Consider the following 24,157-nt stretch of genomic DNA (forward strand, 5'->3'; position numbering starts at 1 on the left):
CGTGAGCGCTAACAATCATCGGCGTCGGTCGGTGCCGATGCCAGACCGACTCAATGTCCCGTCGACGCATAACGTTTTCGCGGACTCAATAGGTATCGATGTGAGCGCTCACCCCACGAGGCCGGTGGCCGTGGGCCGGTCGCCCACGACCACCGGTCACCTCGAACCCGTCTAACGTCGCAAGGTCAGCACCCCCGGTCGGTAGGGCAGCAGGCCGTAGTCGCCACCGGAGTTGGTGGCCCGGCCCTGGTACAGCAGCTGCAGGTTGCACGGGTCCACGGTCATGGTCTGGTCCGGGTTGGTACGCACCAGGTCGCCGTGGCTGATGTCGTTGGTCCACGACGCGCCGCTGTTGGCCTTGCCCGCGAACGGGTTGCTCTCCGACGCGGCCTGCGGCGTCCAGGAGCCGCCCAGGCTCGAGGACGTGAAGGAGCGGAAGTAGCGGCCGTTGGCGCCGATGGCCTCGACGAGCATGAGGTACTGGTTCTGGCCCTTGACCTTGTAGACCTGCACCGCCTCGAACAGGTTGTTCGTCGAGTCGCTCATGATCTGGGTGTACGAGGAACCGAAGCTGCCCGGGAAGTTCCCGATCGGCATGCTCGCCCGGTAGATCTTGCCGTTGTCGCCGGCGAAGAACAGGTACATGTTCGAGCCGTCACCGATGATGGTCTGGTCGATGGGGCCGGTGCCGGAGCCGGAGATGGTGCCGGTGAACAGCGTCTGCGCCGCCGACCATCCGTTCGCGTTGGACGGATCGCTGGACGTGCGGTAGTTGAACGACGCCCCGCCCCACTGGTAGGTCAGCACCCAGATGTTCTTCGGCGCGAAGTAGAACAGCGTGGGCGCGACGGTACCGAACGACATCTTGTTCTGGCTCGCCGAGGCCATGTCGGGCCAGTCGTTGAAGAGGCCGAAGTTCATCGACCCCCACGCCGAGCCGTTGTCGTGCGTGGTGGCGTAGACGAGGTGCTTGCCGTTGTAGACGACGTTCGTGAAGTCCTTCAGCGACGCCCACCCGGACTGCGGGGTCGCCAGCGCGCCGGTCGACGACCAGCGGTACGACGACGGCAGGGTGCACGACTGGGAGGGGCTGCTCGGGCTGCTGGACGGGCTGACGGGCGGGCTGCTGGACGGGCTGACGGGCGGGCTGCTCGGCGGGCTGCTCGAGGGGCCGCTCGACGGGCTGCCGGTCGGGCCGTTGCACGCGGTGCCGTTCAGCGCGAAGTCGGCCGGGACCGGGTTGGTGCCGTTCCACGAGCCGTTGAACCCGAAGGCGGCCGTGCCGTTGGTGGGGATGCTGCCGTTGTACCCGGCGTTGACGACCGTGACCTGGGCGCCGGACTGGGTGACCGTGCCGTTCCACAGCTGGGTGATGCCCTGCCCGGCGCCGAACGTCCAGGTGAGCCGCCAGCCGTTGACCGCCTCGCCGAAGTTGGTGACCGTGACGTTGGCGTTGAAGCCGCCGGGCCAGGAGCTGGCGACGGTGTAGTCGACGCGGCAGCCGGCGGCGGCCTGGGCGGCGTTCGCGGTCAGCACCGTGGCGGCCCAGGCCACGGTGAGCCCGGCCGTGCAGGCCGCGGCCACCACCCGGGTCCGGGTGCGAGGGAACTTCATCAAAGCCTCCAGTCACGCGGGAGAGAACTACATTCGCGAATGTGACCGCTCACAGTTTTCGCGTCAAGGGTCGGATCGGGCCCGGGCGGCCGGCCCACCGGCGCGCCGTGAAACTTTCTCCGGTGCAGGCCTGGCCCGCACGCAGGGTGCCGCGGGGCTCGTGACCGCCGGTATCGCGACGCCACGAAAAACCTGTTATGCCGGCGCCGGACAACTGGTCGGTCCTGATTACCGGGAATTTCGGATGCACACTCCTGAATGCCCAATGCACCACCGATGCCGGGAGGCTATGTGAAACGCTCGATCCTGCGACGACGACGCCCCGACCTCTTGCGGGCGCTGACCGCGGCGGTCGCCCTGCTGTGCGCGGCGGCGCTCATGCCGGCCGCGGCCCGGGCCGACAACCCGATCGTGCAGACCATCTACACCGCCGATCCGGCGCCGCTGGTGTACAACGGGCGGGTCTACCTGTACACCGGGCACGACGAGGACGGGTCGACGAACTACACCATGCGCGACTGGCGGGTCTGGTCCTCGGCCGACATGGTGAACTGGACCGACCACGGCTCGCCGATGAGCCTGTCCACGTTCAGCTGGGCGAGCTCGGACGCGTGGGCCGGGCAGACCGTGTACCGCAACGGGAAGTTCTACTGGTACGTCCCGGTGCGGATGGCCAACGGCGCCCAGGCGATCGGCGTGGGGGTCGCCGACAGCCCCACCGGGCCCTTCCACGACGCCCTGGGCCGGCCGCTCATCCAGAACTCCGAGATCGACCCGACGGTCTTCATCGACGACGACGGCCAGGCGTACCTGTACTACGGCAACCCGCACCTGTGGTACGTGAAGCTGAACGCCGACATGATCTCGACGAACGGCAGCCCGGCCCAGATCCCGCTCACCACGGCCGGCTTCGGCACCCGCACCGGCAACGCGAGCCGGCCGACGCTGTTCGAGGAGGGCCCCTGGGTCTACAAGCGCAACGGCCTGTACTACAACGTGTTCGCCGCCCGGTGCTGCTCGGAGTACATCGCCTACTCCACGGCGACCGGCCCGACCGGGCCGTGGACCTTCCGCGGCACGGTCATGGCGAGCCAGGGCGCCAGCTTCACGAACCATCCGGGCGTCGTCGACTTCAACGGCGGCTCGTACTTCTTCTACCACAACGGCGCCCTGCCCGGCGGCAGCGGCTACACCCGCTCGGTGGCCGTGGAGAAGTTCAGCTACAACGCCGACGGCACGATCCCGGCCCTGTCCATGTCCACGACCGGGGCGCCGCAGGTGAGCCCGCTCAACCCGTACGTGCGCCAGGAGGCCGAGACCATCGCCTGGGAGAACGGCGTGGAGACCGAGCCGTCCAGCGAGGGCGGCATGAACGTGGGCTGGATCGAGAACGGCGACAACATCAAGGTCAAGGGGGTCGCCTTCGGCGCGGGCGCGACCACGTTCACCGCCCGGGTCGCGTCGGCGACCAGCGGCGGGCGCATCGAGCTGCACCTCGACGGCGTCAACGGCACCCTGGCCGGCACGTGCACGGTGGCCGGCACCGGCGGCTGGCAGACCTGGGCCACCGTGACGTGCCCGGTCAGCGGCGCGACCGGCACCCACGACCTGTACTTCAAGTACACCGGCGGCTCCGGCAACCTCTTCAACGTCAACTGGTGGCAGTTCACGGGCACCGGCGGTGACGGCGGCGGCAACCTGCTCGCCAACGGCACCATGGAGGGCGGCCCGAGCGGCTGGACGGTGTTCGGCGCCGGCACGCTCGCCGGCAGCACCGTCGCCCACGGCGGCAGCCAGTCGCTGCTGCTCACCGGCCGCACGGCGTCGTGGAACGGCCCGGCCCAGGACGTGACGTCGAAGCTGACCAACGGGCACAGCTACGCGACGAGCGTCTGGGTCCGTTCGCAGAGCGGCACCCCGAGCGCGAAGGTGACCCTCGCCGTCACCGCGAACGGCACGACCAACTACGTGCAGCTGACGCCGGCCGCCACGGTCAACGCCAACGGCTGGACCCAGCTGTCGGGTACCGCGACCGTGTCGTGGACGGGCACGCTGACCGGCGCCACCCTCTACGTCGAGACGGCCGCCGGCACCGACGGCCTGTACCTCGACGACGCCTCCCTGCAGTAGGCACACCGTTCCCGGCCGCGGCGGACGTGCCGCGGCCGGGAACGGTCCGCCGGGCTCAGCCGGCGGCGCAGGCCGTGCCGTTGAGGGCGAACGCCGCCGGGCGGGCGGTGTTGCCGGTGTGGGTGGCCTGGAAGCCGATCGTCGTCGACCCGCCGGCCGGGAGTACCCCGTTGTAGCTCATGTTCCGCGCGGTCACCGAACCGCTGGCCGGGCTGAACTGCGCGTTCCAGCCCGAGGTGATGCTCTGGCCGGCCGGCAGCGTGAAGGCCAGCGCCCAGCCGTTGATCGCGGTGGTGCCGGTGTTGGTGATGGTGATGCTCTCGGTCAGGCCGGTGTTCCAGGCGTTGACGGTGTCCGTGACGCGGCACCCGCCCCCGGCCGGGGGCGGGCTGGACGAGGCGGACGCGCTCGCGCTCGGGCTCGGGCTCGCGCTCGGGCTCCGGCTCGGGGAGGCGCTATCGGTGGGTACGGTGCCGTTCAGGCCGAAGAACGCGATGGCGGCCGCGGCCATCCCGCTCGACGGCAGGCTGTGCCCGGCGCCCTGGATGCTGTACGCCTCGACCTGGCCGGTGCCGTAGCGGCGCCGGTTCCAGCCCGCCTGCGGGGTGTCGGTGGCCGTGGGTGTCTGGCTCAGGCCGAGCACGTCGGTCCACTGCTCGATCTCCTCCTGCAGCAGCTGGTACGGCACGAGCGTGTCGCTGGTGCCGTGCCACAGCTGGACGCGCGGCCGCGGCCCGGTGTAGCCGGGATAGGCCTGGCGTACCGCGTCGCCCCACTGCTGCGGCGTGCGGTCCATGCTCCCGCCGGTGCAGCGGCTGGTGCCGGGCGGGTAGTCCGCGGCGCCCGCGAAGCAGCCGAACGGCACACCCATGAACGCCGCGCCGGCCTTGAACACGTCCGGGTAGAGCGCCAGCATCTCGTTGGTCATCATGCCGCCGGAGGAACTGCCCGTGGCGTACACCCGGTTCGGGTCACCGCCGTACTGCCGCTGCACGTACGTCACCATCGACACGATCGAGACCGGGTCGCTGCCGCCGCCGCGCCGCTTGGCCGCATCGGACCAGGTGTCGAAGCAGTTGCCGAAGCCGGCCTGCTGGGTCGCGGTCGGGTAGATGACGATGAATCCGTACCGGTCGGCGAGGCCGGCGAACTCGCTGCCCGAGTAGAAGCCGGGGCCCGATCCGCCGCACCCGTGCATGGCGACCACGATCGCCGGGTTCGCGGGACGGGCGTCCGGCACGTACACATGCATCCGCATGCCGCCCGGGTTCGAGCCGAAGTTCGTGACCTCGCTCAGCGTCGCGGCGTATGCGGGCCGCAACGCCACGAGGGTCAGCCCGGCCACGGCGAGCAGTACCGCCGGGCCGAGCAGGATTTTCCGTGCCAAGTTCATGCGCCTGCTCCTTCGATGCCTGGTCGAACGGAAATCGGCGCGGCTCCCAACCGTCACGTGGCACAAAGTGTGCTCGCGGGGCATGGAAGTGTCAATCGAATGACCTCGATCACGTCGGATAGAGTCCACGCACCCGACCGACCCGACCCGCCGGAGCACCAGTTGGCCGACGCCTTCGACATCGAAGAGATCTTCCCGGACGACGACGCCCCCGTCCGGCTCCCCCGGCGGCAGTCGGGGCCGGCCCCGCAGGGCCTGGCCGTGACGCTGCTGGCCGACTACACGCTGCGCACCCGCGCCTGGCTGCCGTCGGCCGCCATCGTCGCGCTGCTCGCCGAGGCCGGGGCGAGCGAGGCGGGGGCCCGCACGGCGATCAGCCGGCTGGCCCGCCGCGGGGTGCTGCTGGGCGCCCGCCGGGGCCGCCACAGCCGCTACCGGCTCGCCCCCGCCGCCGCCGGCCAGCTCTCGGCCGGCGGGCAGTGGATCGTGTCGTCGGCGGCCGGGGCCGAGCCGTGGGACGAGTGGTGGACGCTCATCGCCTTCTCACTGCCCCAGCACGAGCGCACCCGCCGCCGGGCCCTGCGCGGCCGGCTGCGCTGGCTGGGCTGCGCGCCCCTGTACGACGGGCTGTGGATCTCGCCGCACGCGCTCGCCGGGCCGTCCGCCGCCCAGCTCGACGAGGTGGCCCCGGGCGCGATGACCGTGTTCCGCGCCCGGCACCTCGAGCTCGGCGCGGCGGCCCGGCGCGACCCGATCCAGGCCTGGGACATCGCGGCCATCGCCGGGCACTACGACGCGTTCGCCGAGCGCTGGCGGCCGTTGCTGCCGCGGATCGCCGCCGGGGCCGTCGGCGGTGCCGAGGCGGTACGCGCCCGCACCGAGGTGATGGACACGTACCGCCGCTTCGCCGTGCTCGACCCCCGCCTGCCCCTGGCCCTGCTGCCGCCCGGGTGGCCGCGGGCGGCGACCGCCGAGGTCTTCGCCGCGGTCTACGACGGCCTGGCCCGGGCCGCCGAGGAGCACGTGCGGGCGGTCGTGGCGGCCCACACCGACGGGCCGCCGTCCGGCATCGGCGCGCACACCGTCGCCGAGATCCTCGCCGGGGTCGGCGGCGAGGATCCCTGACGCCGGTGCCGGCGACGGCTCAGGCGCGGCTCCACCGCTGGTTGGCCGAGGCCGTGCAGCTCCACAGGATCACCGGGGTGTTGTTGGCGGTACCGGCGCCGGAGACGTCGAGGCACAGGCCCGACGAGACGCTGCTGATCGTCCCGTTGGCGTTGAGGCTCCACTGCTGGTTGGCGCCGCCGCTGCAGTCCCAGATCTGCACCTTCGCGCCGGCCGCGGCGTTCGTCGGCGCGTCGAGGCACTTGCCGAGGGCCTGCAGGGTCGCGCCGTTGGCGGTCCAGCGCTGGTTGGCGTTGCCGTTGCAGTCCCAGATGATCGGCTGGGTGCCGTTGCCGGTGTTGCCGCCCGGCACGTCCAGGCAGCGCCCGGAGGCGGCCCCGACCAGTGCGGACGCCGTGCTGCCGCCGGTGGTGCCGATGCTGCCGGGCACCGAGCGCAGCGCGCTGTACCAGGCCGCGGCCATCTTGTCGTAGCCGCCCGCGGTCGGGTGCACGCCGTCGATCAGCTCGGACGTGCTCACCACGCTGTGCATGTCCACCAGGTGCACGTGTTTACCCGCGTTGACCTTGCTCTGCACGATCCCCGGGATGGCGGCGTTGAACGTGCGCACCACCGACTCCTGACCCGCGTTCGCCAGCGGAATGATCGTCGCCACGAACACGTCCGCGTCCGGCGCCGCCGCCGTGATGTGGTCGATCAGGGTCGACAACCGGCCCGGCGCACCCGACACGTTGTAGTTCTGCAGCACGTCATTCGTGCCGAGGTGCAGCAACACCGTGCGCGGGCCCGAGGTCCGCAGCCAACCGGCGATGTTCGCGTCGACCTGATCGATCCGCCACCCCGGGTGCCCCTCATGATCATGATCACCCAGGCTCGACGGGCCGTTGAACTGGGACCCCACGAAGTCGATCCGGTACCCGCCCGCGGCCAGCCGCTGCCACAACCCGATCCGGTACCCGCCCGGCACCTGCGTGCCCTCCGTGATCGAGTCGCCCAGCGGCATGACCCGCACCCCGCCGTTGGACTCGGCCGCGGCGGCGGGTGCGTGCACCACCGCACCGACGACGACGGCCACCGCGGCGAGCGCGACCGCCCGCATCCATCCACCCGCTCTGCCCACGACCGGCTCCTTGCGCAATAGAGATTGCCATACGCCAATTGCGAAAGCCGCGTCAGAATGCGCGCGTACGCGTTTAACGTCAAGCCGGAATTTATGTTATGCAGGACCCCGCACACGAGTCGGACGGCCCGGGAATCCGCTCTTGAACGAGCGGAAAGATTGTGGCACCGTCAGTCGGACACCCCAATCACCGGCCCAATTCTGTGAGCGCTCACATCGCGGACCGGCCCGCCGCTGGCGCCGCTGTGCGCGGCGCCCCCGTCATGAGGACCCCGATCGTCATGGAATCGAATGTCGGCCGCCGCCTCCGCGCGGCCCTGACCGGCGCCGCGACGGCCATTGCCGCCGGGGCGGTCGCCCTGCTCGCCCCCGTAACCGGCGCCCACGCGGCGTCGCCGCAGGTGTGTGACATCTACGCCTCCGGCGGTACGCCGTGCATCGGCGCCCACAGCACGACGCGGGCGCTCTTCGCCGCGTACAACGGCCCGCTGTACCAGGTGCAGCGGGGCTCCGACCACGCCTACACCGACGTCGGCCTGCTCGCGGCCGGCGGCGTGGCCAACGCGGCCGCGCAGGACACCTTCTGCGCCAACACGTCGTGCACGATCACGAAGATCTACGACCAGAGCACCAACCACAACGACCTGCCGATCTCCTGGGGCGGCTTCTGGAAGGGCCCGGGCCCCAACGGCGCCGACGTCGGCGCGGACGCCAAGGCCCTGCCGCTCATGGTGGGCGGTCAGCGCGCCTACGGCGTCAAGGTGAACCAGGGCGTCGGCTACCGGATCGACCACGCGAAGAACGCGCCGACCGGGGCGCAGCCCGAGGGCATCTACATGGTGACGTCGTCGAACTACGTCAACCAGTGGTGCTGCTTCGACTACGGCAGCGGCGAGAACTCCCACACCGACACCGGCAACGCCACGATGAACGCCATCGAGTGGGGCACCGCCTGCTGGTTCGGCAACTGCGTCGGCAGCGGACCCTGGGTCGAGGCCGACCTCGAGAACGGCATGTACCACACCAACACCGGCTCCAACAAGGACCCGAACAACTCCGGCGTGCACTTCCCGTTCGTCTCGGCCTGGGAGAAGAACAACGGCACCAGCAACTTCACCCTCAAGTACGGCAACGCCACCACCGGCGGGCTGACGACCACGTTCTCCGGGCCGCTGCCCAACGGCTACTCACCGATGAAGACCGACAGCTCCCTGCTGCTGGGCACCGGCGGCGACAACAGCAACACCGGCGTCGGCGAGTTCTTCGAGGGCGCCATCACCGCCGGCTACCCGTCCGACGCCACGGAGAACGCGGTGCAGGCCAGCGTCACCGCCGCCGGCTACGCGTTCGGCACCGGCGGCCCGACCAGCGGCGTCGAGGTCGTCGGCGGGCAGTCCGGCCGGTGCCTCGACGTGAGCGGGCAGAGCACCGCCAACGGCGCCCAGGTCCAGCTCTACGACTGCTGGGGCGGGGCCAACCAGCGCTTCACGGCCACGGCGTCACAGCAGCTGCAGGTGTACGGCAACAAGTGCCTGGACGCCAACGGCCGGGGCACGACCAACGGCACCAGCGTGATCATCTGGGACTGCAACGGCCAGACCAACCAGCAGTGGACCGTCAACGCCGACGGCACCATCACCGGCGTCCAGTCCGGCCTGTGCCTCGACGCCAGCGGAGCCGCGACGGCCAACGGCACGAAGATCGTCCTCTGGTCCTGCAACGGCGGCGCCAACCAGCGATGGAGCCTGCGCGCCTGATGCGGCTCCGACAAGAAGGAGACACCACCATGCACATGCACGACAGGCGCCCGCGCATCCGGGGCTGGCTGGCCCGCGCAGTGGCGCTGCTGCTCGCGGCCGGCGCCGCCTTCTGGTTCATCGGCGTGCGCTCGGCCGAGCCGGCGCACGCGCTGGCCAACAACCTGGCGCTCACCCCGCCGATGGGGTGGAACGACTGGAACGCTTACGGCTGCAACGTCTCCGAGACGCTGGTCAAGCAGACCGCCGACCGGATCGTGTCGTCGGGGCTGGCCGCGGCCGGCTACCAGTACGTGAACATCGACGACTGCTGGATGCAGCACAGCCGCGACGGGGCCGGCAACCTGCAGCCCGACTTCGCCAAGTTCCCCGACGGCATCTCGGGCACCGCGGCGTACGTGCACGGCAAGGGCCTGAAGCTGGGCATCTACGAGGACGCCGGCACGCTCACGTGTGCCGGGTACCCCGGCAGCCTCGGCCACGAGACGCAGGACGCGCGCTCGTTCGCGGCCTGGGGCGTGGACTACCTCAAGTACGACAACTGCAGTAACAACGGCAGCTCCACCACGCAGCAGTACATCGCGCGCTACTCGGCGATGCGCGACGCCCTGGCCGCAACCGGGCGCCCGATCGTGTACAGCATCTGCGAGTGGGGCGTCAACGCGCCGTGGACCTGGGCCGCACCCGTCGGCAACCTGTGGCGCACCACCGGCGACATCCAGGCCAACTTCGGCAGCATGCTCAACATCTTCCACCAGAACGTGGGGCTGGCCGCCTACGCCGGGCCCGGGCAGTGGAACGACCCGGACATGCTCGAGGTCGGCAACGGCATGTCCGCCACCGAGGACCGGGCCCACTTCAGCCTCTGGGCCGAGATGGCCGCGCCGCTGCTGGCCGGCAACAACCTGGTCAACGCGAGCGCCACCACGCTGTCGATCCTCGGCAACAAGGCGGTGATCGCGGTCGACCAGGACCCGGCCGGCAAGCAGGGCCGGATGGTGAGCTCCTCCGGCGGCCTCGACGTGCTGGCCAAGCCGCTGACCAACGGCGACGTCTCCGTCGTGCTGTTCAACGAGAACAGCGGCACCGCGACCATCAGCACCACGGCCGCGGCGATCGGCAAGACCGGCGCGTCCAGCTACACGCTCAACGACCTGTGGAGCGGGGCCACCAGCAGCACCACCGGCACGATCTCGGCGAGCGTGCCCGGGCACGGCGTGGTCATGTACCGCGTCTCCGGCGGTACGACCGGCAACCCCGGCGGCGGCACCACGGCCGTGATCCGCGGCGCCGCGTCCAACCGCTGCCTCGACGATCCCAACAGCAGCACCACCAACGGGGTGCAGCTGGTGATCTGGGACTGCAACGGCGGGGCGAACCAGCAGTGGACCGCCACCGCCGGCAACCAGTTGCAGGTCCTCGGCAAGTGCCTCGACGCCTACAACAACCAGACCTCGCCGGGCACCAAGGTGGAGATCTGGGACTGCAACGGCCAGACCAACCAGCAGTGGAACATCAACAGCAACGGCACCATCACCGGCGCGCAGTCCGGGCTGTGCCTCGACGTGTCGGGGGCCGGCACCGCCAACAACACGCTCGTGCAGCTGTGGACGTGCACGGGCGCCGCCAACCAGCGGTGGTCGCGCTCCTGACCATCGATCCGCGTGGCGGGCGGCCCGCCGCCGCCCGCCACGCCCCACCCCCCACTACCACCGGAGGACCGCCATGCTCCAATTCGCTCCGCCGCGTTGGCGGCCCGCACTCGCCGTGCTGGTCGCCACCGCCCTCGCCGTCGCCGGCGTGACGCTGACCGCCGGCGCCGCGTCGGCCGCCACGGCCGCGCCCATCGTCGGGCAGCAGTCCGGGCGCTGCATCGACGTGCCGAACTCCGCCACCACCAACGGCACCCAGCTGCAGCTGTGGGACTGCAGCGGCCAGGCCAACCAGTCGTGGACCTATACCGCCGCCGGACAGTTCCAGGTGTACGGCACCAAGTGCCTGGACGCGAACGGCCGCGGCACCACCAACGGCACGGCGGTCATCATCTGGGACTGCAACGGCCAGACCAACCAGCAGTGGACGGTCAACAGCAGCGGCACCATCACCGGGGTGCAGTCGGGGCTGTGCCTGGACGCCAACGGGGCCGGCACCGCCAACGGCACGAAGCTCATCCTCTGGAGCTGCAACGGCGGGGCGAACCAGCGGTGGAGCCAGTCGGCGACGCCTCCACCGCCGTCCGGCTCGGGCCCCTGCGACCTCTACGCCGCCGGGGGCACGCCGTGCGTCGCCGCGCACAGCACGACGCGGGCGCTGCTGCAGGCCTACGCCGGAAGGCTCTACCAGGTCCGCCGGGCGTCGGACAGCGCGACCCGCGACATCGCCGTGGGCAGCGCCGGCGGTTCGGCCGACGCCGCCGCCCAGGACGCGTTCTGCGCCGGTACCACCTGCGTGATCACGGTGGTCTACGACCAGTCCGGCCACGGCAACGACCTGTGGTACCAGGGCTCCGCGGTCGTGCCCGGCTCCAGCCAGAGCAGCCCCGCGCGGGCCACGTCCGAGGCGCTGACCGTCGGCGGGAGCAAGGCCTATTCGCTGTACATCAACCCCGGCAACAGCTACTGGCGCGACGGGCACCTCACGGGGGTGCCGACCGGCTCGGCGCCTGAGGGCATGTACATGGTCACGTCGGGCACGCACGTCAACAACGGCTGCTGCTTCGACTACGGCAACAGCGAGACGACCCGCAAGGCCGACGCCGCCGGAGCCATGGACGCGATCAACTTCGGCACCCAGTGCTGGTTCGGCGGGTGCTCCGGCACCGGCCCGTGGGTGCAGGCCGACCTCGAGTGGGGCCTGTACCCCGGGGGCAGCCAGGCCTGGAACTCCAACCAGCGGGCCTTCACCAGCAAGTTCGTGACGGCCACGCTGAAGAACAACGGCACCTCCCGCTTCGCCATGAAGGGCAGCAACGCCCAGTCCGGGAGCCTGTACACCCTGTGGGACGGCGGGCTTCCCGGCGGGTACAGCCCGATGAAGAAGCAGGGCGCCATCATCCTGGGCAGCGGCGGCGACTGCTGCAAGCCGGGTGGCGGGGCGAACCTCAGCGCCGGCACGTTCTACGAGGGCGCCATGGTCGCCGGGTACCCGTCCGACGCCACCGAGAACGCGGTGCAGGCCAACATCGTGGCCGCCGGCTACCGCTGAACCGCCGAAATTTTCACGGTAAGCGCTTCGAAACTTCCGGAACGGACGGCTCCGGCCCACGCCTACTGAACTGCCACGGCCCCACCGACACGCCGGGCAGGGTGGGCCGGAGTCGTTCCGAAAGTATTCCGGAAAGTCTTGCTCGCCGCGGGCACCCGTGTCAGCATGGCGTGGCATTGAAGCCCACCGTTCTTCGGCGCTGGGCCCTGCGAGCCCACCGACACCCCTTCTGTATGCGCGGCCGCGCTCCCGCCGGCCGCGTGCGGCGTGGACGTGGCCCGGCGCCGAACCCAGAAGGAGGCCCATCTTGAGACGATCATGGCGAGTCAAGGCGGTGATCGGCGGGGCCGTCGCCGCCGTCGCCGCCGCGGGCGTGGTGATGATGATCCCGGACGCGAGCGCCGCGGCGAGCACCCTCGGGGCCGCGGCCGCGCAGTCGGGACGCTACTTCGGCACCGCGATCGCGGCGGGCCGGCTCGGCGACTCGACGTACACCACCATCGCCGGGCGCGAGTTCAACATGGTGACCGCCGAGAACGAGATGAAGCCCGACGCGACCGAGCCCCAGCGGGGCCAGTTCAACTTCAGCGCCGGTGACCAGATCTACAACTGGGCCACCCAGCGCGGCATGAAGGTCCGCGGCCACACCCTGGCGTGGCACGGGCAGCAGCCCGGGTGGATGCAGAGCCTGTCCGGCTCCACCCTGCGCCAGGCGATGATCGACCACATCAACGGCGTCGTGGGCCACTACAAGGGCAAGCTCGCCTACTGGGACGTGGTCAACGAGGCGTTCAACGAGGACGGCAGCCGCCGGCAGTCGAACCTGCAGGGCACCGGCAACGACTGGATCGAGGTGGCGCTCCGCACCGCGCGCACCGCCGACCCGTCGGTGAAGCTGTGCTACAACGACTACAACATCGAGAACTGGTCGTACGCCAAGACGCAGGGCGTGTACCGCATGATCCAGGACTTCAAGTCCCGCGGCGTGCCGATCGACTGCGTGGGGCTGCAGACCCACTTCACCGGCGGCAGCTCACTGCCCAGCAACTTCCAGACGACCCTGTCGAGCTTCGCCGCGCTGGGCGTGGACGTGGCCCTGACCGAGGTCGACGTGACGAACGCGTCGACGTCGCAGTACGCCGGGCTGACCCAGGCCTGCATGAACGTGCCCCGCTGCGTGGGCATCACCGTGTGGGGCGTGCGCGACAGCGACTCGTGGCGGTCCAGCGAGAGCCCGCTGCTGTTTGACGGCGGCGGCAACAAGAAGGCCGCGTACACCTCGGTCCTCAACGCCCTCAACGCCGCCAACCCGACGAGCACGGGCTCGCCGACGCCGACCGCCTCCGTGTCGCCGACGCCGACGCCCACCACGGGCGGCGGCGGGTCGGGCCGGATCGTCGGCGCCCAGTCGGGCCGGTGCATCGACGTGCCGAACGCCTCGCACAACAACGGCACCCGGGTGCAGCTCTACGACTGCAACGGCCAGACCAACCAGGCCTGGACGCTGACGTCGAGCCGGCAGCTGCAGGTGTACGGCAACATGTGCCTCGACGCCGCCGGCTCGGGCAACGGCGCGGCCGTGCAGATCTACAGCTGCAACGGCCAGGCCAACCAGCAGTGGAACGTCAACAGCAACGGCACCATCTCCGGTGTGCAGTCCGGGCGCTGCCTGGACGTCTGGGGCACCGGTAACGGCCAGCAGGTCCAGCTGTACGACTGCTGGGGCGGAGCCAACCAGAAGTTCAGCCTGAGCTGACGCTCGGCGCGGTGCGGCGGCCGTCCGGTCGCCGCACCGCTACGCGAGCGCCGGCCGGATCCGGAACGTGCTGTTGGTGTGGAACGACACCGTGCCGTCCGCCTGCCGCACCCACAGCTGGTCGCCGTCGCGGTGGATGAAGTACCCGCGGTAGTTCGACGCCTCCAGCATCACGTCGCCGTTGCCGGTGCCGAGCGGGCAGAAGGTGGCGTCGCCGCGGAACAGCGAGGAGCCCTCGCCGGGGCTCAGCCGCAGCCGCCAGGACGCGTGCCGCAGGTACTGCCCGTCGGCGGCCCGGAACGAGAAGCAGTTCGCGTCGGCCAGGCCCGGCACCGCCTGGAACGTGGCCCGCTGCCGCCCCGACGCCGTGTCGGCCGTGACGAGGATGCCGAGCTGGCCGTCGGTGCCGAGATACCGCCCGGGCGCGTTCTGCAGCTCGAGGGAGACCGGGCCCGGGTGCAGGGTCGCCGGCGGGGCCGCGGACGACGATGACGCCGACGGCGCCGCGGACGGGAGCGCCGCGGACGGCGGCGGAGGCTCGTCGTGCGGCCACGCGAGGGCCGCGACCGCGACCCCGGCGGCCAGGGAGCCGGCGACGACCAGCTTCGCGACCGGCCAGCCCGTTTTCGCCGCGCCGATCGCGGCGCCGCTGACGACCGAGGACGATGCGGTGGTACCGGTGGCCGCCTCGTGGACCGCCACAGCGCCGGTGAGCAGAGCCGGTACCGGCAGCAGCGCAAAGCCGGTGAGCAACCGCTCGGTGTCGACCATCCCCTCGGCGGCCCGCGCACAGGCCACGCAGGAGCGGGTGTGCCGGGCGATCCGCTTGCGCCACAGCGGGCTCGGGATGCCGTCCCAGTCGGCGACGACCGTGTCCAGCCACGGGCAGCGCGGCCGCGCGTCGAGCGCCGCCACGAGCACGCGGGCCTGCTCGAGCCGGTTGCGCATCCGCTGGACCCGCACCCCGGCGTGCACGACGCTGACTCGCAGCGCGGCGGCGAGCTCGGCCCGGGTCAGCTCCTCGCCGATCTCCAGCCACCACAGCGACCACAGCACCCGGTCGTCCGCGTCCAGCCAGCCGACGGCCTGCCCGACCTGGCGCCGCTGCCCGGACAGCTCCACCCGCAGCACCGTGAGGTCCTCGAAGTCGTCGGCGTCCGGCGCGTCGGTCAGCACGTCCAGCGGCGCCCGGCGACCGGCGGCGACGCGCTCGCGCTGCAGGTAGGTGCCGGCCTGCCGGACCGCGATCGCGGCCAGCCAGATCCGGAAGCTCTCCGGCTCCCGCAGCGACGGCAGCTGGCGCAGCGCGCGCAGCATCGTCTCCTGCACGACGTCGTCGACGGCGCCCGGATGCCCGGCGAGGGCGCGGCGCACGATCGTGTACACCAGCGGGAGGTGCGCCGCGAGCAGGTCGGCGAGCGCGCGCTCGTCCCCGGCCTTCGCCGCGGCGACGAGCGAGGCCTGACCCGTGTTTGTTCCCAATACATCACCGACCTGTTACGGATGTCCATCTCGGCATATCGCCCGGGATGTTGTCAAGCGGCCGGAACAGCGACTTGATCAGGACCGGTGGCATAACATTTTTTCGTGCTTACTGCCGGGGCCCGGGCTTTGTTCAGCCGCGGGCCCGCGCTCGGCTCGGGGTCGCCGTCCGCGGCTCGATAGCCAGGCCCTCGCCGCCCACGACGCGGCCCGCCGGACCGTGGACCGGCCGGCCCGCCGGACCGTGGACCGGCCGGCCCGCCGGACCGTGGACCGGCCGGCCCCTCCGGCTCGGCGCGGCCGCGCCCGACGACCGGCCCGTCGACTGACCGGCGCCCGGCCCGCCCGGGTCAGCCGCGCAGCCGGTCGGCGGAGATCCCGAACATCTCGTGGGCGACGCCGAAGCCCAGGTCGTCGACCAGCCGGCGCTTCCAGGGCCGCTGCGCGATGGCGTGGGTGAGCCGCCGGGCCGAGCGCGGGCTCCGCATGATGCTCTCCGCGATCGCCCAGGCGCGCGGCAGCAGCTGCCCGGCCGGCAGGACCTCGTTGACCAGGCCGAGCTCCAGGGCCTGCCGGGCCCCGATCGGCTCGCCCGTGTAGAGGTGGTACGCGGCCCGCTTGGTGCCCAGCAGTTCCTGCAGCGTCAGCTGCTGGCCGTCCCCCGGGGCGACCCCGGTGGGAAGATGGGGATCGACGATGGTGGCGGTCTCGGCGGCCAGGGTGATGTCGCACAGCAGCGCGACCTCGGTGTGGGCGATGCTCGGCCCGTTGATCGCGGCGATCGTCGGGATGTCGATCCCGAAGACGAAGTTCTCCAGCAGCTTGATCGCGTCGTAGTAGGTGTGCTCGTACGCGAACCCGTCCGGGCGCGCCTCGCGCATGAGCGCGCGGGTCCGCTCGGCCGCGTCGCCGTCCTGAACGGGCAGCGTGAGCCAGTGCTCACCGGTGCCGGTGAGGATCAAGACCTCGTTGTCCGGGTCGTTGCCGATCTCCTGCCAGGCCTGACCCCAGGCGTTGTGCGCGCCGAAGCCGAACTGGGCGGGTCCGCCGCCGGTGTGCATCCGCAGCTCGATGATCCCGTCACGGCGCTGCATCACGAAGTAGTCGGCATACTTCTCGGCGTACGACTCGAAGCGGGGCCGCGGGACGTAGCCGCCCGTACGGGCATGCCATTCGTCGAGTTCCCTGGGCATGGCGGGCACCTTCCGTGATGGAATAATACGGAGCACTGCTCCGAATGTACTGGAGCACCGCTCCGCTTAGCAAGCTGGAAGGATGTCGGAGTGATGGACTCGATGCGCACCGACGCCCGGCGCAACTACACCCAGTTGCTCGCCGCCGCGCGGGCCGTCTTCACCGAGCAGGGCACCGACGCCTCGCTCCGGGAGGTCGCCCGCCAGGCCGGGGTGGGCATCGGCACGCTGTACCGCCACTTCCCCACCCGGGAGGCACTGCTGGAGGCCCTGCTCGGCGAGGGCTTCGAAGCACTGCGCGCCCAGGCCGTGGAGCTGCTCGACGCGCCCGACCCCGGCGAGGCCCTGGCCGCGTGGTTGCGCGGGTTCGGGGTCGCCTCCACCCGGTACGAGGGCCTGCCCGCGTCGGTCATGGAGGCGCTGCAGGACCCGGCCTCGCGCCTGCACGCCTCGTGCGAGGGCCTGCGCACGGCGGCAACGGAGCTGCTGGCGCGCGCCCAGCGGTCCGGCCGGGTGCGCCGCGACCTGACCGCGAGCGAACTGCTGGCCACCGCGAACGCGATGGCGTGGGCGGCCCGGCAGTCGACCGGGGCGGCCGAGCTCAGCGACCGGTACCTGAGCCTGCTGATGGAGGGCCTGCTGACCCGCCCCGGCGCGCCCACCCAGGACGGCCGCGGGGGTATGTAGCCGGCGGCCATGCCCTGATCCGCGACTACACCCAGCCCGGCGACCTCGTCAGCTACCTCCTCGCCGGGACCGGCACCACGCTGGTCGGGGTGTCGGCGCCCCAATGGTGATCGTCTTGAACCGAACGCTCGATGCAGTCCGGCCCGCCGGCGCGTTGCATGGTTGGCAACGCATCGAAAGGGGCCACGACCATGGGACGACGCCGGCTGGCGGGAACCGTCGTGGTTCTCCTGGCCGCGCTCGGGCCGGTGACGTTCGGCGCCGGCCCGGCGAACGCCGCCGACTCGACCGCGTGCGAGCGCTACCAGCAACTACTCGACTCCCCGGCGTACGTCGCCGAGGAGGTGATTGCGCTGGCCAAGCACCACTGCGAGCAGAACCCGCGGGCCGCCGAGCGGGTCGCGCTGCGGCCGGAGTCCGAGGGGGCCTACGACGTCGGACGGGTCTGCAACGCGGTCAGCTTCGGCGTGTACGCCCCGCCCGGGCTGGGCCTGGAGAGCGAGAAGAACGAGAGGCGGTGCGTTACGAGCTGGTACGAGTACACCCGCTACGCCGACGCCCACCCCGACTGCCTCGGCGCGGTCAACGCCGAGTTCAAGCGCAAACGGCTGGACAACGGCAGCGACGCGGAGCGGGCCGACCTGAGCACCATCTGCCCTGACCCCGCCAACCACCGCTCGACGGCGGACAAGGGGGTGAGCAGCGACCGGCTCGTCCTCGGCGCATTCGGCATCTGCGGCTGGATCTGCATCGGCGTCGTGGTCTTCGTCATCTTCATCGCCGTGCGCTCCGGCCCCACCCGCGGCCGGTACGAAGGCTACCCGGCCAGGCCCTGCCGGGCGTACGCGCGCACGTCGGCGTCCGGGTCCTCGGCCGCCGCCCGCAGCGCCGCGGCCACGTCGGAACGCCCGGCCCACCGGGCCAGCGACCGGACGGCGGCCCGCCGCACGTCGAGGTTCCCGTCGCCGGCCGCACCGAGCAGCGGCCGCACCGCCACCTCCGCCGGCGCGCCCGCGAGGCCGGCCGCGGCGCCCTCGCGGACCTGCCAGGCCGGGTCGCGCAGGCCGTCGGCGGCGGCGCCGGCGAGCGGGCCCGGGCAGCCGAGCGCGGCCGCGGCGGTGAGGGCCGCGGCGCGCACGAGCGGGTCGGCGTCGCGGGCGAGGCGCAGCAGGGCGGGCGCGCCGCGGCGGTCGGCCACGGTGCCGAGCCCGTGCGCCGCGGCGACGCGCACCTCGCGGTCGGGGTCGGCCGCGGCGGCCGCCAGGCCCTCGGCGTCGTCGAGCCGGACCAGGCCGCGGATGCCGGCCAGGCGCACGGCCGGGGTGTCGTCGCCGAGGGCCCGGGTGTAGTCGCCGCGGTGGCCGTCGCCGGTGACGCGCAGCAGCTCGGCGACGACCGCGCGCACGCCCGGGTCGGCGTGGCCGGCGTGCGCGCGCAGGGCCGGGCCGAAGCCGGCGGGCAGGACGTCGGCGAGCTCGCGCAGGGCCGTCACCGCGGCCGCGCGCACGCCCGGGTCGGGGTCGGCGAGGGCGCCGGCGAGGGCGTGCGCGGCGCCGTCCGGTACCGCCTCGGTGAGCCCCGCCACCGCCGTCCGCCGCACGGCCGGGTCGGGGTCGGCCAGGAAGGGGCGCAGCCGGTCCAGGTCCGGCTCGGCGTCGAGCAGCCGGACGAGGTCGAGCAGGCGGTCGTCGGCCGCCGGCGCGCCACCCGCACGGCCGCCCGCGCCCGCCCGGGCCGTGACGTGTTCGCGGGCCGGCGCCGCGACGAGCTCCTCCTCGGCGATGTCCAGGGGCACGAACTCCGGCACGGGCACCAGGTACGGCGCGACGGGCCGTTTGCGGAAGTGCATGGCGCCGTCGTCGCCGCGGTACAGGTTCAGGTGGCAGAACCAGGAGTCGTCGTCGCGGCCGGGCCGGTCGGCCCGCTCGTGGTAGAGGCCCCAGCGGCTCTCGGCGCGCGTCAGGGAGGCGCGGGCGGCCATCTCGGCGCAGTCGCGGATGAAGGTCACCTCGGCGCAGCGCATGAGCTCGTGCGGCGTCCGGGCGCTCATCGCGTCGATCTCGCCCCGGATGCGCTCGAACGTCTCGACGGCGATGTCGAGCTTCGCCGCGGTCTTCGGCGGCGCCAGGTAGTCGTTGACGAAACGGCGCAGCTTGTACTCCACCTGCTGCTGCGGCGGGCCGTCCGGGTTGGACAGCGGCCGGTAGACCAGCTCGTGCGCGGCGGCGATCTGGTCCTCGGGCAGCGGCCCGGGCGCGAGGTGCCCGGCCGCGTGCCGGCCGGCGAGGTCGCCGAAGACGAACGCGCCGATCATGTAGTTGTGCGGCACGCAGGCGAGGTCGCCGGCGGCGTACAGCCCGGGCACGGTCGTGGCGCCGTGCTCGTCGACCCACACGCCGGAGGCCGAGTGGCCGCCGCACAGCCCGATCTCGGAGATGTGCATCTCCACGTCGTGCGTGCGGTAGTCGTGGCCGCGGCCTTCGTGGAAGGTGCCGCGGGTGGGCCGCTCGGTGGTGTGCAGGATCGACTCGAGGCGGCCGATCGTCTCCTCCGGCAGGTGGGTGAGCTTGAGGTAGATGGGGCCGCGGGCGGAGGCGATCTCGCGGGCCACCTCGGCCATCATCTGGCCGGACCAGTAGTCGCAGTCGACGAAGCGCTCGCCGCGGTTGTTGATCTGGTACCCGCCGAACGGGTTGGCGACGTAGGCGCAGGCCGGGCCGTTGTAGTCCTTGATGAGCGGGTTGATCTGGAAGCACTCGATGCCGGACAGCTCGGCGCCGGCGTGGTACGCCATCGCGTAGCCGTCGCCGGCGTTCGTCGGGTTCTCATAGGTGCCGTAGAGGTAGCCGCTGGCCGGCAGGCCGAGCCGGCCGCAGGCCCCGGTGGCGAGGACGACCGCGCCGGCGGTGACGGTCACGAACTGCCCGGTGCGGGTGTGCAGCCCGGCCACGCCGACCGCCCGGCCGTCGCGGGTCAGGACCCGCACCGGCATCACCCGGTTCTCGATGCGGACCCGTTCGCGCATCCGCCGCTCGCGCAGGACCCGGTAGAGCACCTTCTTGACGTCGCGGCCCTCGGGCATCGGCAGCACGTAGCTGCCGGAGCGGTGGACGCGGCGCACCGCGTACTCGCCGTGCTCGTCCTTCTCGAACTTGACGCCGTACCCCTCCAGCCGCCGCACCATGTCGTGGCCGCGGGAGGCGGTCTGGTACACGGTGCGCTGGTCGACGATGCCGTCGTTGGCGCGGGTGATCTCGGCGACGTACTCCTCCGGGGTCGCCTTGCCCGGGATGACGGCGTTGTTGACCCCGTCCATGCCCATGGCCAGCGCGCCCGAGTGGCGCACGTGGGCCTTCTCCAGCAGCAGCACCCGCGCCCCGGCCTCGGCGGCCGAGATGGCGGCCATGGTCCCGGCGGTGCCGCCGCCGACGACGAGCACGTCGCAGTCGAGCTCCAGCCGCTCGGTCAGGGGTTCGGGGCGCACGTGGCCTCCAGGGCTTCGAGAATGCGGGTACGAGCGGCGGCGGCTCCGGCCCGGCCGCGCCCGCCGGGCACGTCGAGGACGTCGCGCACCCCGTCGGGGGCGAGGACGGCGACGCGGTCGCCGAGCAGCAGCGCCTCGTCGACGTCGTGGGTGACGAACACGACGGTCGCGGGCGCGTCGGCGAGCACGTCGAGCAGCAGGCGCTGCATGGCCGCGCGGGTCTGGGCGTCGAGCGCCCCGAACGGCTCGTCCATGAGTACCGCGCGAGGTGCCCCGGCGAGGGTGCGGGCGAGCTGGACCCGCTGGCGCATGCCGCCGGAGAGGGCGCCGGGCAGCCGCCGCCCGTGCCCGGCCAGCCCGACCCGGGCCAGCCACTCCTCGGCGCGGGCGCGGCGCTGGGCGCGCGGCACGCGGCGGATCGCCAGCGGCAGCTCGACGTTGCGCCGGGCGGTGCGCCACGGCAGCAGCGCGTCGTCCTGGAACACCAGGGCCCGCTCCGGCGCGGTACCGCGCACCGGCGCCCCGTCGGCGAGCACCGTGCCCGCCTGCGGGGCGAGCAGGCCCGCGAACGCACGCAGCAGTGTCGACTTGCCGCAGCCCGACCGGCCGGCCACGGCGAGCACCTCCCCCGGGCGCACCTCGAGGTCGACGCCGCGCAGGACGGCCGTGCCGCCGTAGCCGAGGGTCACGCCGGCGGCCCGCAGGGCGATCACGACCGGCCCCCGGTGCCGGTGCCGCGGGCCGGCAGCCAGCGGGTGAGGCGGCGGCCGAGCAGCTCCACCGCGCCGGAGGTGAGCCAGCCGAGCACGCCGATGGTGGCCATGCCGACGAGCACGCCCGGGTAGTCGACGATGGTGTAGGCCTGCCAGGTGCGGTAGCCGATGCCGAAGTCACCGGAGATCATCTCGGCCGAGATGACGCAGATCCAGGCCACGCCCATGCCGACGGAGAGGCCGCCGAAGACGCCGGGCAGGATGCCGGGCAGCACGACGGTGCCCAGCACGCGCAGCCGGCCGCCGCCCATGGTGCGCACCGCGTCCTCCCACACCGCCGGCAGGGCGCGCACGGCGTGGCGGGTGCTGACCAGGACCGGGAAGAACGCGGCGGTGCCGGTGATGAACACGATGCCCTGCTCGTCGGTGGCGAACAGCAGGATCGCGACCGGCACGAGGGCGATCGCCGGGATCGGCCGGGCGACCTCGAACAGCGGCTGCAGGACGTCGGCGGCGATCCGGGAGCGCGCCACCGCGATGCCCGCGGCCACGCCGAGGACGGCGGCGAGCGCGAAGCCGGTCAGGATGCGCACGAGGCTCTGGGCGACGTCGAGCCAGTACTGCGCCGTGCCCAGGTGCCCGCCCCACGCGTCGGCCACCGCGAGCGGGCCGGGGAGCCGGTCGAAGCGCAGGAACAGGTGCAGCCCGGCGGCGCTGGCCCACTGCCACAGCGCGAGCGCGGCGGCGAGGGAGGCGATGCGGACCGTCCAGCGCAGCCAGCGCGGGTACCGGCGGGTGGCGGCCGGGCGCCGGCTCGACGGTACCGTTGCCGCCGCCGCGGTCTCGGTGACGGTCGCGGCGGTCACGGCGCACCCGCCCCGGACCTGGCCTCGGCGAAGGACACCACGGCCGACCCCGGATGAGCGTCCACATAGGACCGGGCCCCGTCGGCGGTCGTGAACGGCTTGAACCGGTCCTGTTCCCCGGCCGACGGGTCGCGGACCCACACGCTGCGGTCGGCGAACCAGCGGGTGCCGGTCACGGTGTCCGGGACGTAGGCGGCGCGCGGCGTCGTCGTGAGCGCCCGCAGCGCCCGCAGCAGGCAGGTGGGCGTGGCCGCCGGTTGGGTCGCGGCGGCCCCGGCGGGCCAGATCTCGCCGGCCCGGGCCGGGTCGGTGACCGGGCGGCCGCAGACCGCGTCGGTGCCGGCGATGGCCGCGGGGTTCGCGGTTCCGGCGAGGTCCCGGTCGTAGCCGGCCCCGGCGACCTCGCGGATCGCCCGGTCGTCGACGAACGCGGCCAGGTCGACCTGCTGCAGCACGCCGATCTCCTTGAGGAACGGCACGTCCTGGGCCAGCGCGTCGCGCAGCAGCGGCTTGACGGTCACGTCGAAGGTGGACACGCCGTTCGGGCCGTTGTACAGGTACACGACCTCGGGCGGCAGGCCGGTGGCGTCGGCGACGGCCTGCGCCGCCTCCAGCGGGTGCTGGTGCAGGTAGCCGGTCGCGTCGAGCTGGGCGGCGAGGAAGGCGCGCAGCACGTCGGGGTGCTCGCTCGCGTACCGCTCGCGCACCACGACGCCGTGCAGTGTGGGCACGCCGAGGGCGCCTCCGTCGTACAACACCCGGGCCTGGTTGTTGAAGACCAGCAGCCCGGGCCACGCGACGAACTGCGACAGCGCCGCGACCGCGCCGGACTGCAAAGCGCTCGCGCCGACCTGCGGCTGCTGGTTCTCGGTCTTGAAATCCTTCCCCGGGTCGAGGCCCGCCTTGCGGGCGGCCTGGACGAGCAGGCCGTGCCCGGCCGAGCCGACGCTGGTGGAGACGGTCCGGCCGCGCAGGTCGGCCAGCGAGTGCACGGGTGAGTCCGGCGCGACGACGATGCTGTTGAGCCCACCCCGGGAGTTGTACCCGGTGATGGCGACGAGCTTCGTGCGGGTCTGCGCGCTCTGCTGCCCGCGCGCGGCGTTGATCAGCAGCGGATAGTCGCCCATCGAGCCGATGTCGATCTTGTCGGCCATCATCTGCGCGGTGATCGGCGCGCCGGTGTCGTAGTCCTGCCAGACGACGCTGTACCGGTGCCCGTTGCGCCGGCCCAGCTCGTTCAGCCGCTGCTCGAAGAAGCCCTTGGCCCGCAGCAGGGTGCCGGCGGTGACGGTGTTGATGGTCTTGGACTGGTACCCGACGACGACGGGCTCGGCGGTGGAGTCGGCCGCGGCGACCGAGCAGCCGGCGGTGAGCAGCACCGCGGCCGCGGCCGCGACGATGCGCCTCACCGGAGCAGGTAGGGCATGTTGACGGTCACGGCGCCGGTGGGGCACCGGGCCGCGCAGGGCCCGCAGTACCAGCACTCGTCGACGTGCATGTAGGCCTTGCCGGTCTCGGGGTCGATGGCGAGGGAGTCCAGCGGGCAGACGTCCACGCACAGCGTGCATCCGTCGAGGCACCGGTCCGGGTCGATCGTGACGGGCACGTCGACGCGCTGGTTGACGATCGGCAT

Annotated in this window: 17 protein-coding genes; 7 read left to right on the forward strand and 10 right to left on the reverse strand. The window is 72.5% G+C overall.

Annotated features, from left to right (window positions below):
* Nucleotides 1-171: 171 nt before the first annotated feature.
* Entirely contained in the window at nucleotides 172-1,614 is a 1,443-nt protein-coding gene (locus tag ACPPVO_RS32550) for a non-reducing end alpha-L-arabinofuranosidase family hydrolase (protein ID WP_426502370.1), read from the reverse strand.
* A 378-nt stretch (nucleotides 1,615-1,992) separates the two neighbouring features.
* Here ACPPVO_RS32550 and ACPPVO_RS32555 point away from each other — a divergent pair, with 378 nt between their 5' ends.
* Entirely contained in the window at nucleotides 1,993-3,744 is a 1,752-nt protein-coding gene (locus tag ACPPVO_RS32555) for a family 43 glycosylhydrolase (RefSeq protein WP_426514735.1), read from the forward strand.
* A gap of 55 nt (nucleotides 3,745-3,799) precedes the next feature.
* Here the strand turns inward: ACPPVO_RS32555 and ACPPVO_RS32560 are convergent, their stop codons facing one another.
* Nucleotides 3,800-5,137 carry an extracellular catalytic domain type 1 short-chain-length polyhydroxyalkanoate depolymerase gene (locus tag ACPPVO_RS32560; RefSeq protein WP_426502371.1) on the reverse strand — a complete coding sequence of 446 codons (1,338 nt, stop codon included), beginning with the start codon at nucleotides 5,135-5,137 and terminating at the stop codon, nucleotides 3,800-3,802.
* A gap of 162 nt (nucleotides 5,138-5,299) precedes the next feature.
* Here ACPPVO_RS32560 and ACPPVO_RS32565 point away from each other — a divergent pair, with 162 nt between their 5' ends.
* The gene (locus ACPPVO_RS32565; protein WP_426502372.1) at nucleotides 5,300-6,262 is read left to right on the forward strand and encodes a PaaX family transcriptional regulator C-terminal domain-containing protein; all 963 of its coding nucleotides are present in this window, start codon (nucleotides 5,300-5,302) and stop codon (nucleotides 6,260-6,262) included.
* Between the two features lie 19 nt (nucleotides 6,263-6,281).
* Here ACPPVO_RS32565 and ACPPVO_RS32570 read toward each other — a convergent pair whose 3' ends face one another.
* A complete protein-coding gene (locus ACPPVO_RS32570) occupies nucleotides 6,282-7,382 on the reverse strand; it encodes a ricin-type beta-trefoil lectin domain protein (RefSeq protein ID WP_426502373.1) in 1,101 nt (366 codons plus the stop codon).
* A gap of 281 nt (nucleotides 7,383-7,663) precedes the next feature.
* Between ACPPVO_RS32570 and ACPPVO_RS32575 the strand changes: the two genes are divergently transcribed.
* From ACPPVO_RS32575 to ACPPVO_RS32590, 4 genes are all read left to right on the forward strand, one after another.
* Nucleotides 7,664-9,139, forward strand: coding sequence for a lectin (locus ACPPVO_RS32575; protein ID WP_426502374.1), 1,476 nt, complete (start codon nucleotides 7,664-7,666; stop codon nucleotides 9,137-9,139).
* Nucleotides 9,140-9,168: 29 nt separating this feature from the next.
* Nucleotides 9,169-10,791 carry a glycoside hydrolase family 27 protein gene (locus ACPPVO_RS32580; RefSeq protein ID WP_426502375.1) on the forward strand — a complete coding sequence of 541 codons (1,623 nt, stop codon included), beginning with the start codon at nucleotides 9,169-9,171 and terminating at the stop codon, nucleotides 10,789-10,791.
* Nucleotides 10,792-10,864: 73 nt separating this feature from the next.
* Nucleotides 10,865-12,343, forward strand: a complete 1,479-nt coding sequence (locus ACPPVO_RS32585) for an arabinofuranosidase catalytic domain-containing protein (RefSeq protein ID WP_426502376.1) — start codon at nucleotides 10,865-10,867, stop codon at nucleotides 12,341-12,343.
* A 379-nt stretch (nucleotides 12,344-12,722) separates the two neighbouring features.
* Nucleotides 12,723-14,099, forward strand: a complete 1,377-nt coding sequence (locus ACPPVO_RS32590; RefSeq protein ID WP_426514736.1) for an endo-1,4-beta-xylanase — start codon at nucleotides 12,723-12,725, stop codon at nucleotides 14,097-14,099.
* Between the two features lie 39 nt (nucleotides 14,100-14,138).
* Here ACPPVO_RS32590 and ACPPVO_RS32595 read toward each other — a convergent pair whose 3' ends face one another.
* Together ACPPVO_RS32595 and ACPPVO_RS32600 are read right to left on the reverse strand one after the other, a co-directional pair.
* On the reverse strand, nucleotides 14,139-15,581 hold the full coding sequence (locus ACPPVO_RS32595) for a sigma-70 family RNA polymerase sigma factor (RefSeq protein ID WP_426502377.1): 1,443 nt from the start codon (nucleotides 15,579-15,581) through the stop codon (nucleotides 14,139-14,141).
* A 350-nt stretch (nucleotides 15,582-15,931) separates the two neighbouring features.
* Nucleotides 15,932-16,774, reverse strand: a complete 843-nt coding sequence (locus tag ACPPVO_RS32600) for an enoyl-CoA hydratase/isomerase family protein (protein WP_426502378.1) — start codon at nucleotides 16,772-16,774, stop codon at nucleotides 15,932-15,934.
* Nucleotides 16,775-16,867: 93 nt separating this feature from the next.
* On the opposite strand from ACPPVO_RS32600, the gene ACPPVO_RS32605 reads away from it, so the two are divergent.
* The gene (locus ACPPVO_RS32605) at nucleotides 16,868-17,461 is read left to right on the forward strand and encodes a TetR/AcrR family transcriptional regulator (protein ID WP_426514737.1); all 594 of its coding nucleotides are present in this window, start codon (nucleotides 16,868-16,870) and stop codon (nucleotides 17,459-17,461) included.
* 817 nt (nucleotides 17,462-18,278) lie between these two features.
* On the opposite strand, the gene ACPPVO_RS32610 is transcribed toward ACPPVO_RS32605, so the two are convergent.
* From ACPPVO_RS32610 to ACPPVO_RS32630, 5 genes are read right to left on the reverse strand one after another with little or no spacing between them, the layout of a single operon-like run.
* Complete coding sequence (locus ACPPVO_RS32610; RefSeq protein ID WP_426502379.1) at nucleotides 18,279-20,945, reverse strand: fumarate reductase/succinate dehydrogenase flavoprotein subunit; 2,667 nt, start codon at nucleotides 20,943-20,945, stop codon at nucleotides 18,279-18,281.
* Nucleotides 20,927-21,658: an ABC transporter ATP-binding protein gene (locus ACPPVO_RS32615; protein ID WP_426502380.1), complete on the reverse strand. Its 732-nt coding sequence runs from the start codon at nucleotides 21,656-21,658 to the stop codon at nucleotides 20,927-20,929. Before ACPPVO_RS32615 ends, ACPPVO_RS32610 begins: the two co-directional genes overlap by 19 nt.
* The gene (locus tag ACPPVO_RS32620) at nucleotides 21,655-22,524 is read right to left on the reverse strand and encodes an ABC transporter permease (protein WP_426502381.1); all 870 of its coding nucleotides are present in this window, start codon (nucleotides 22,522-22,524) and stop codon (nucleotides 21,655-21,657) included. Before ACPPVO_RS32620 ends, ACPPVO_RS32615 begins: the two co-directional genes overlap by 4 nt.
* Entirely contained in the window at nucleotides 22,521-23,933 is a 1,413-nt protein-coding gene (locus tag ACPPVO_RS32625; RefSeq protein ID WP_426502382.1) for an ABC transporter substrate-binding protein, read from the reverse strand. The genes ACPPVO_RS32620 and ACPPVO_RS32625 overlap by 4 nt, the downstream gene beginning before the upstream one ends.
* A complete protein-coding gene (locus ACPPVO_RS32630) occupies nucleotides 23,930-24,157 on the reverse strand; it encodes a 4Fe-4S dicluster domain-containing protein (RefSeq protein ID WP_426502383.1) in 228 nt (75 codons plus the stop codon). The genes ACPPVO_RS32625 and ACPPVO_RS32630 overlap by 4 nt, the downstream gene beginning before the upstream one ends.

This window comes from Dactylosporangium sp. McL0621 (assembly GCF_049995355.1).
Taxonomy (GTDB): domain Bacteria; phylum Actinomycetota; class Actinomycetes; order Mycobacteriales; family Micromonosporaceae; genus Dactylosporangium.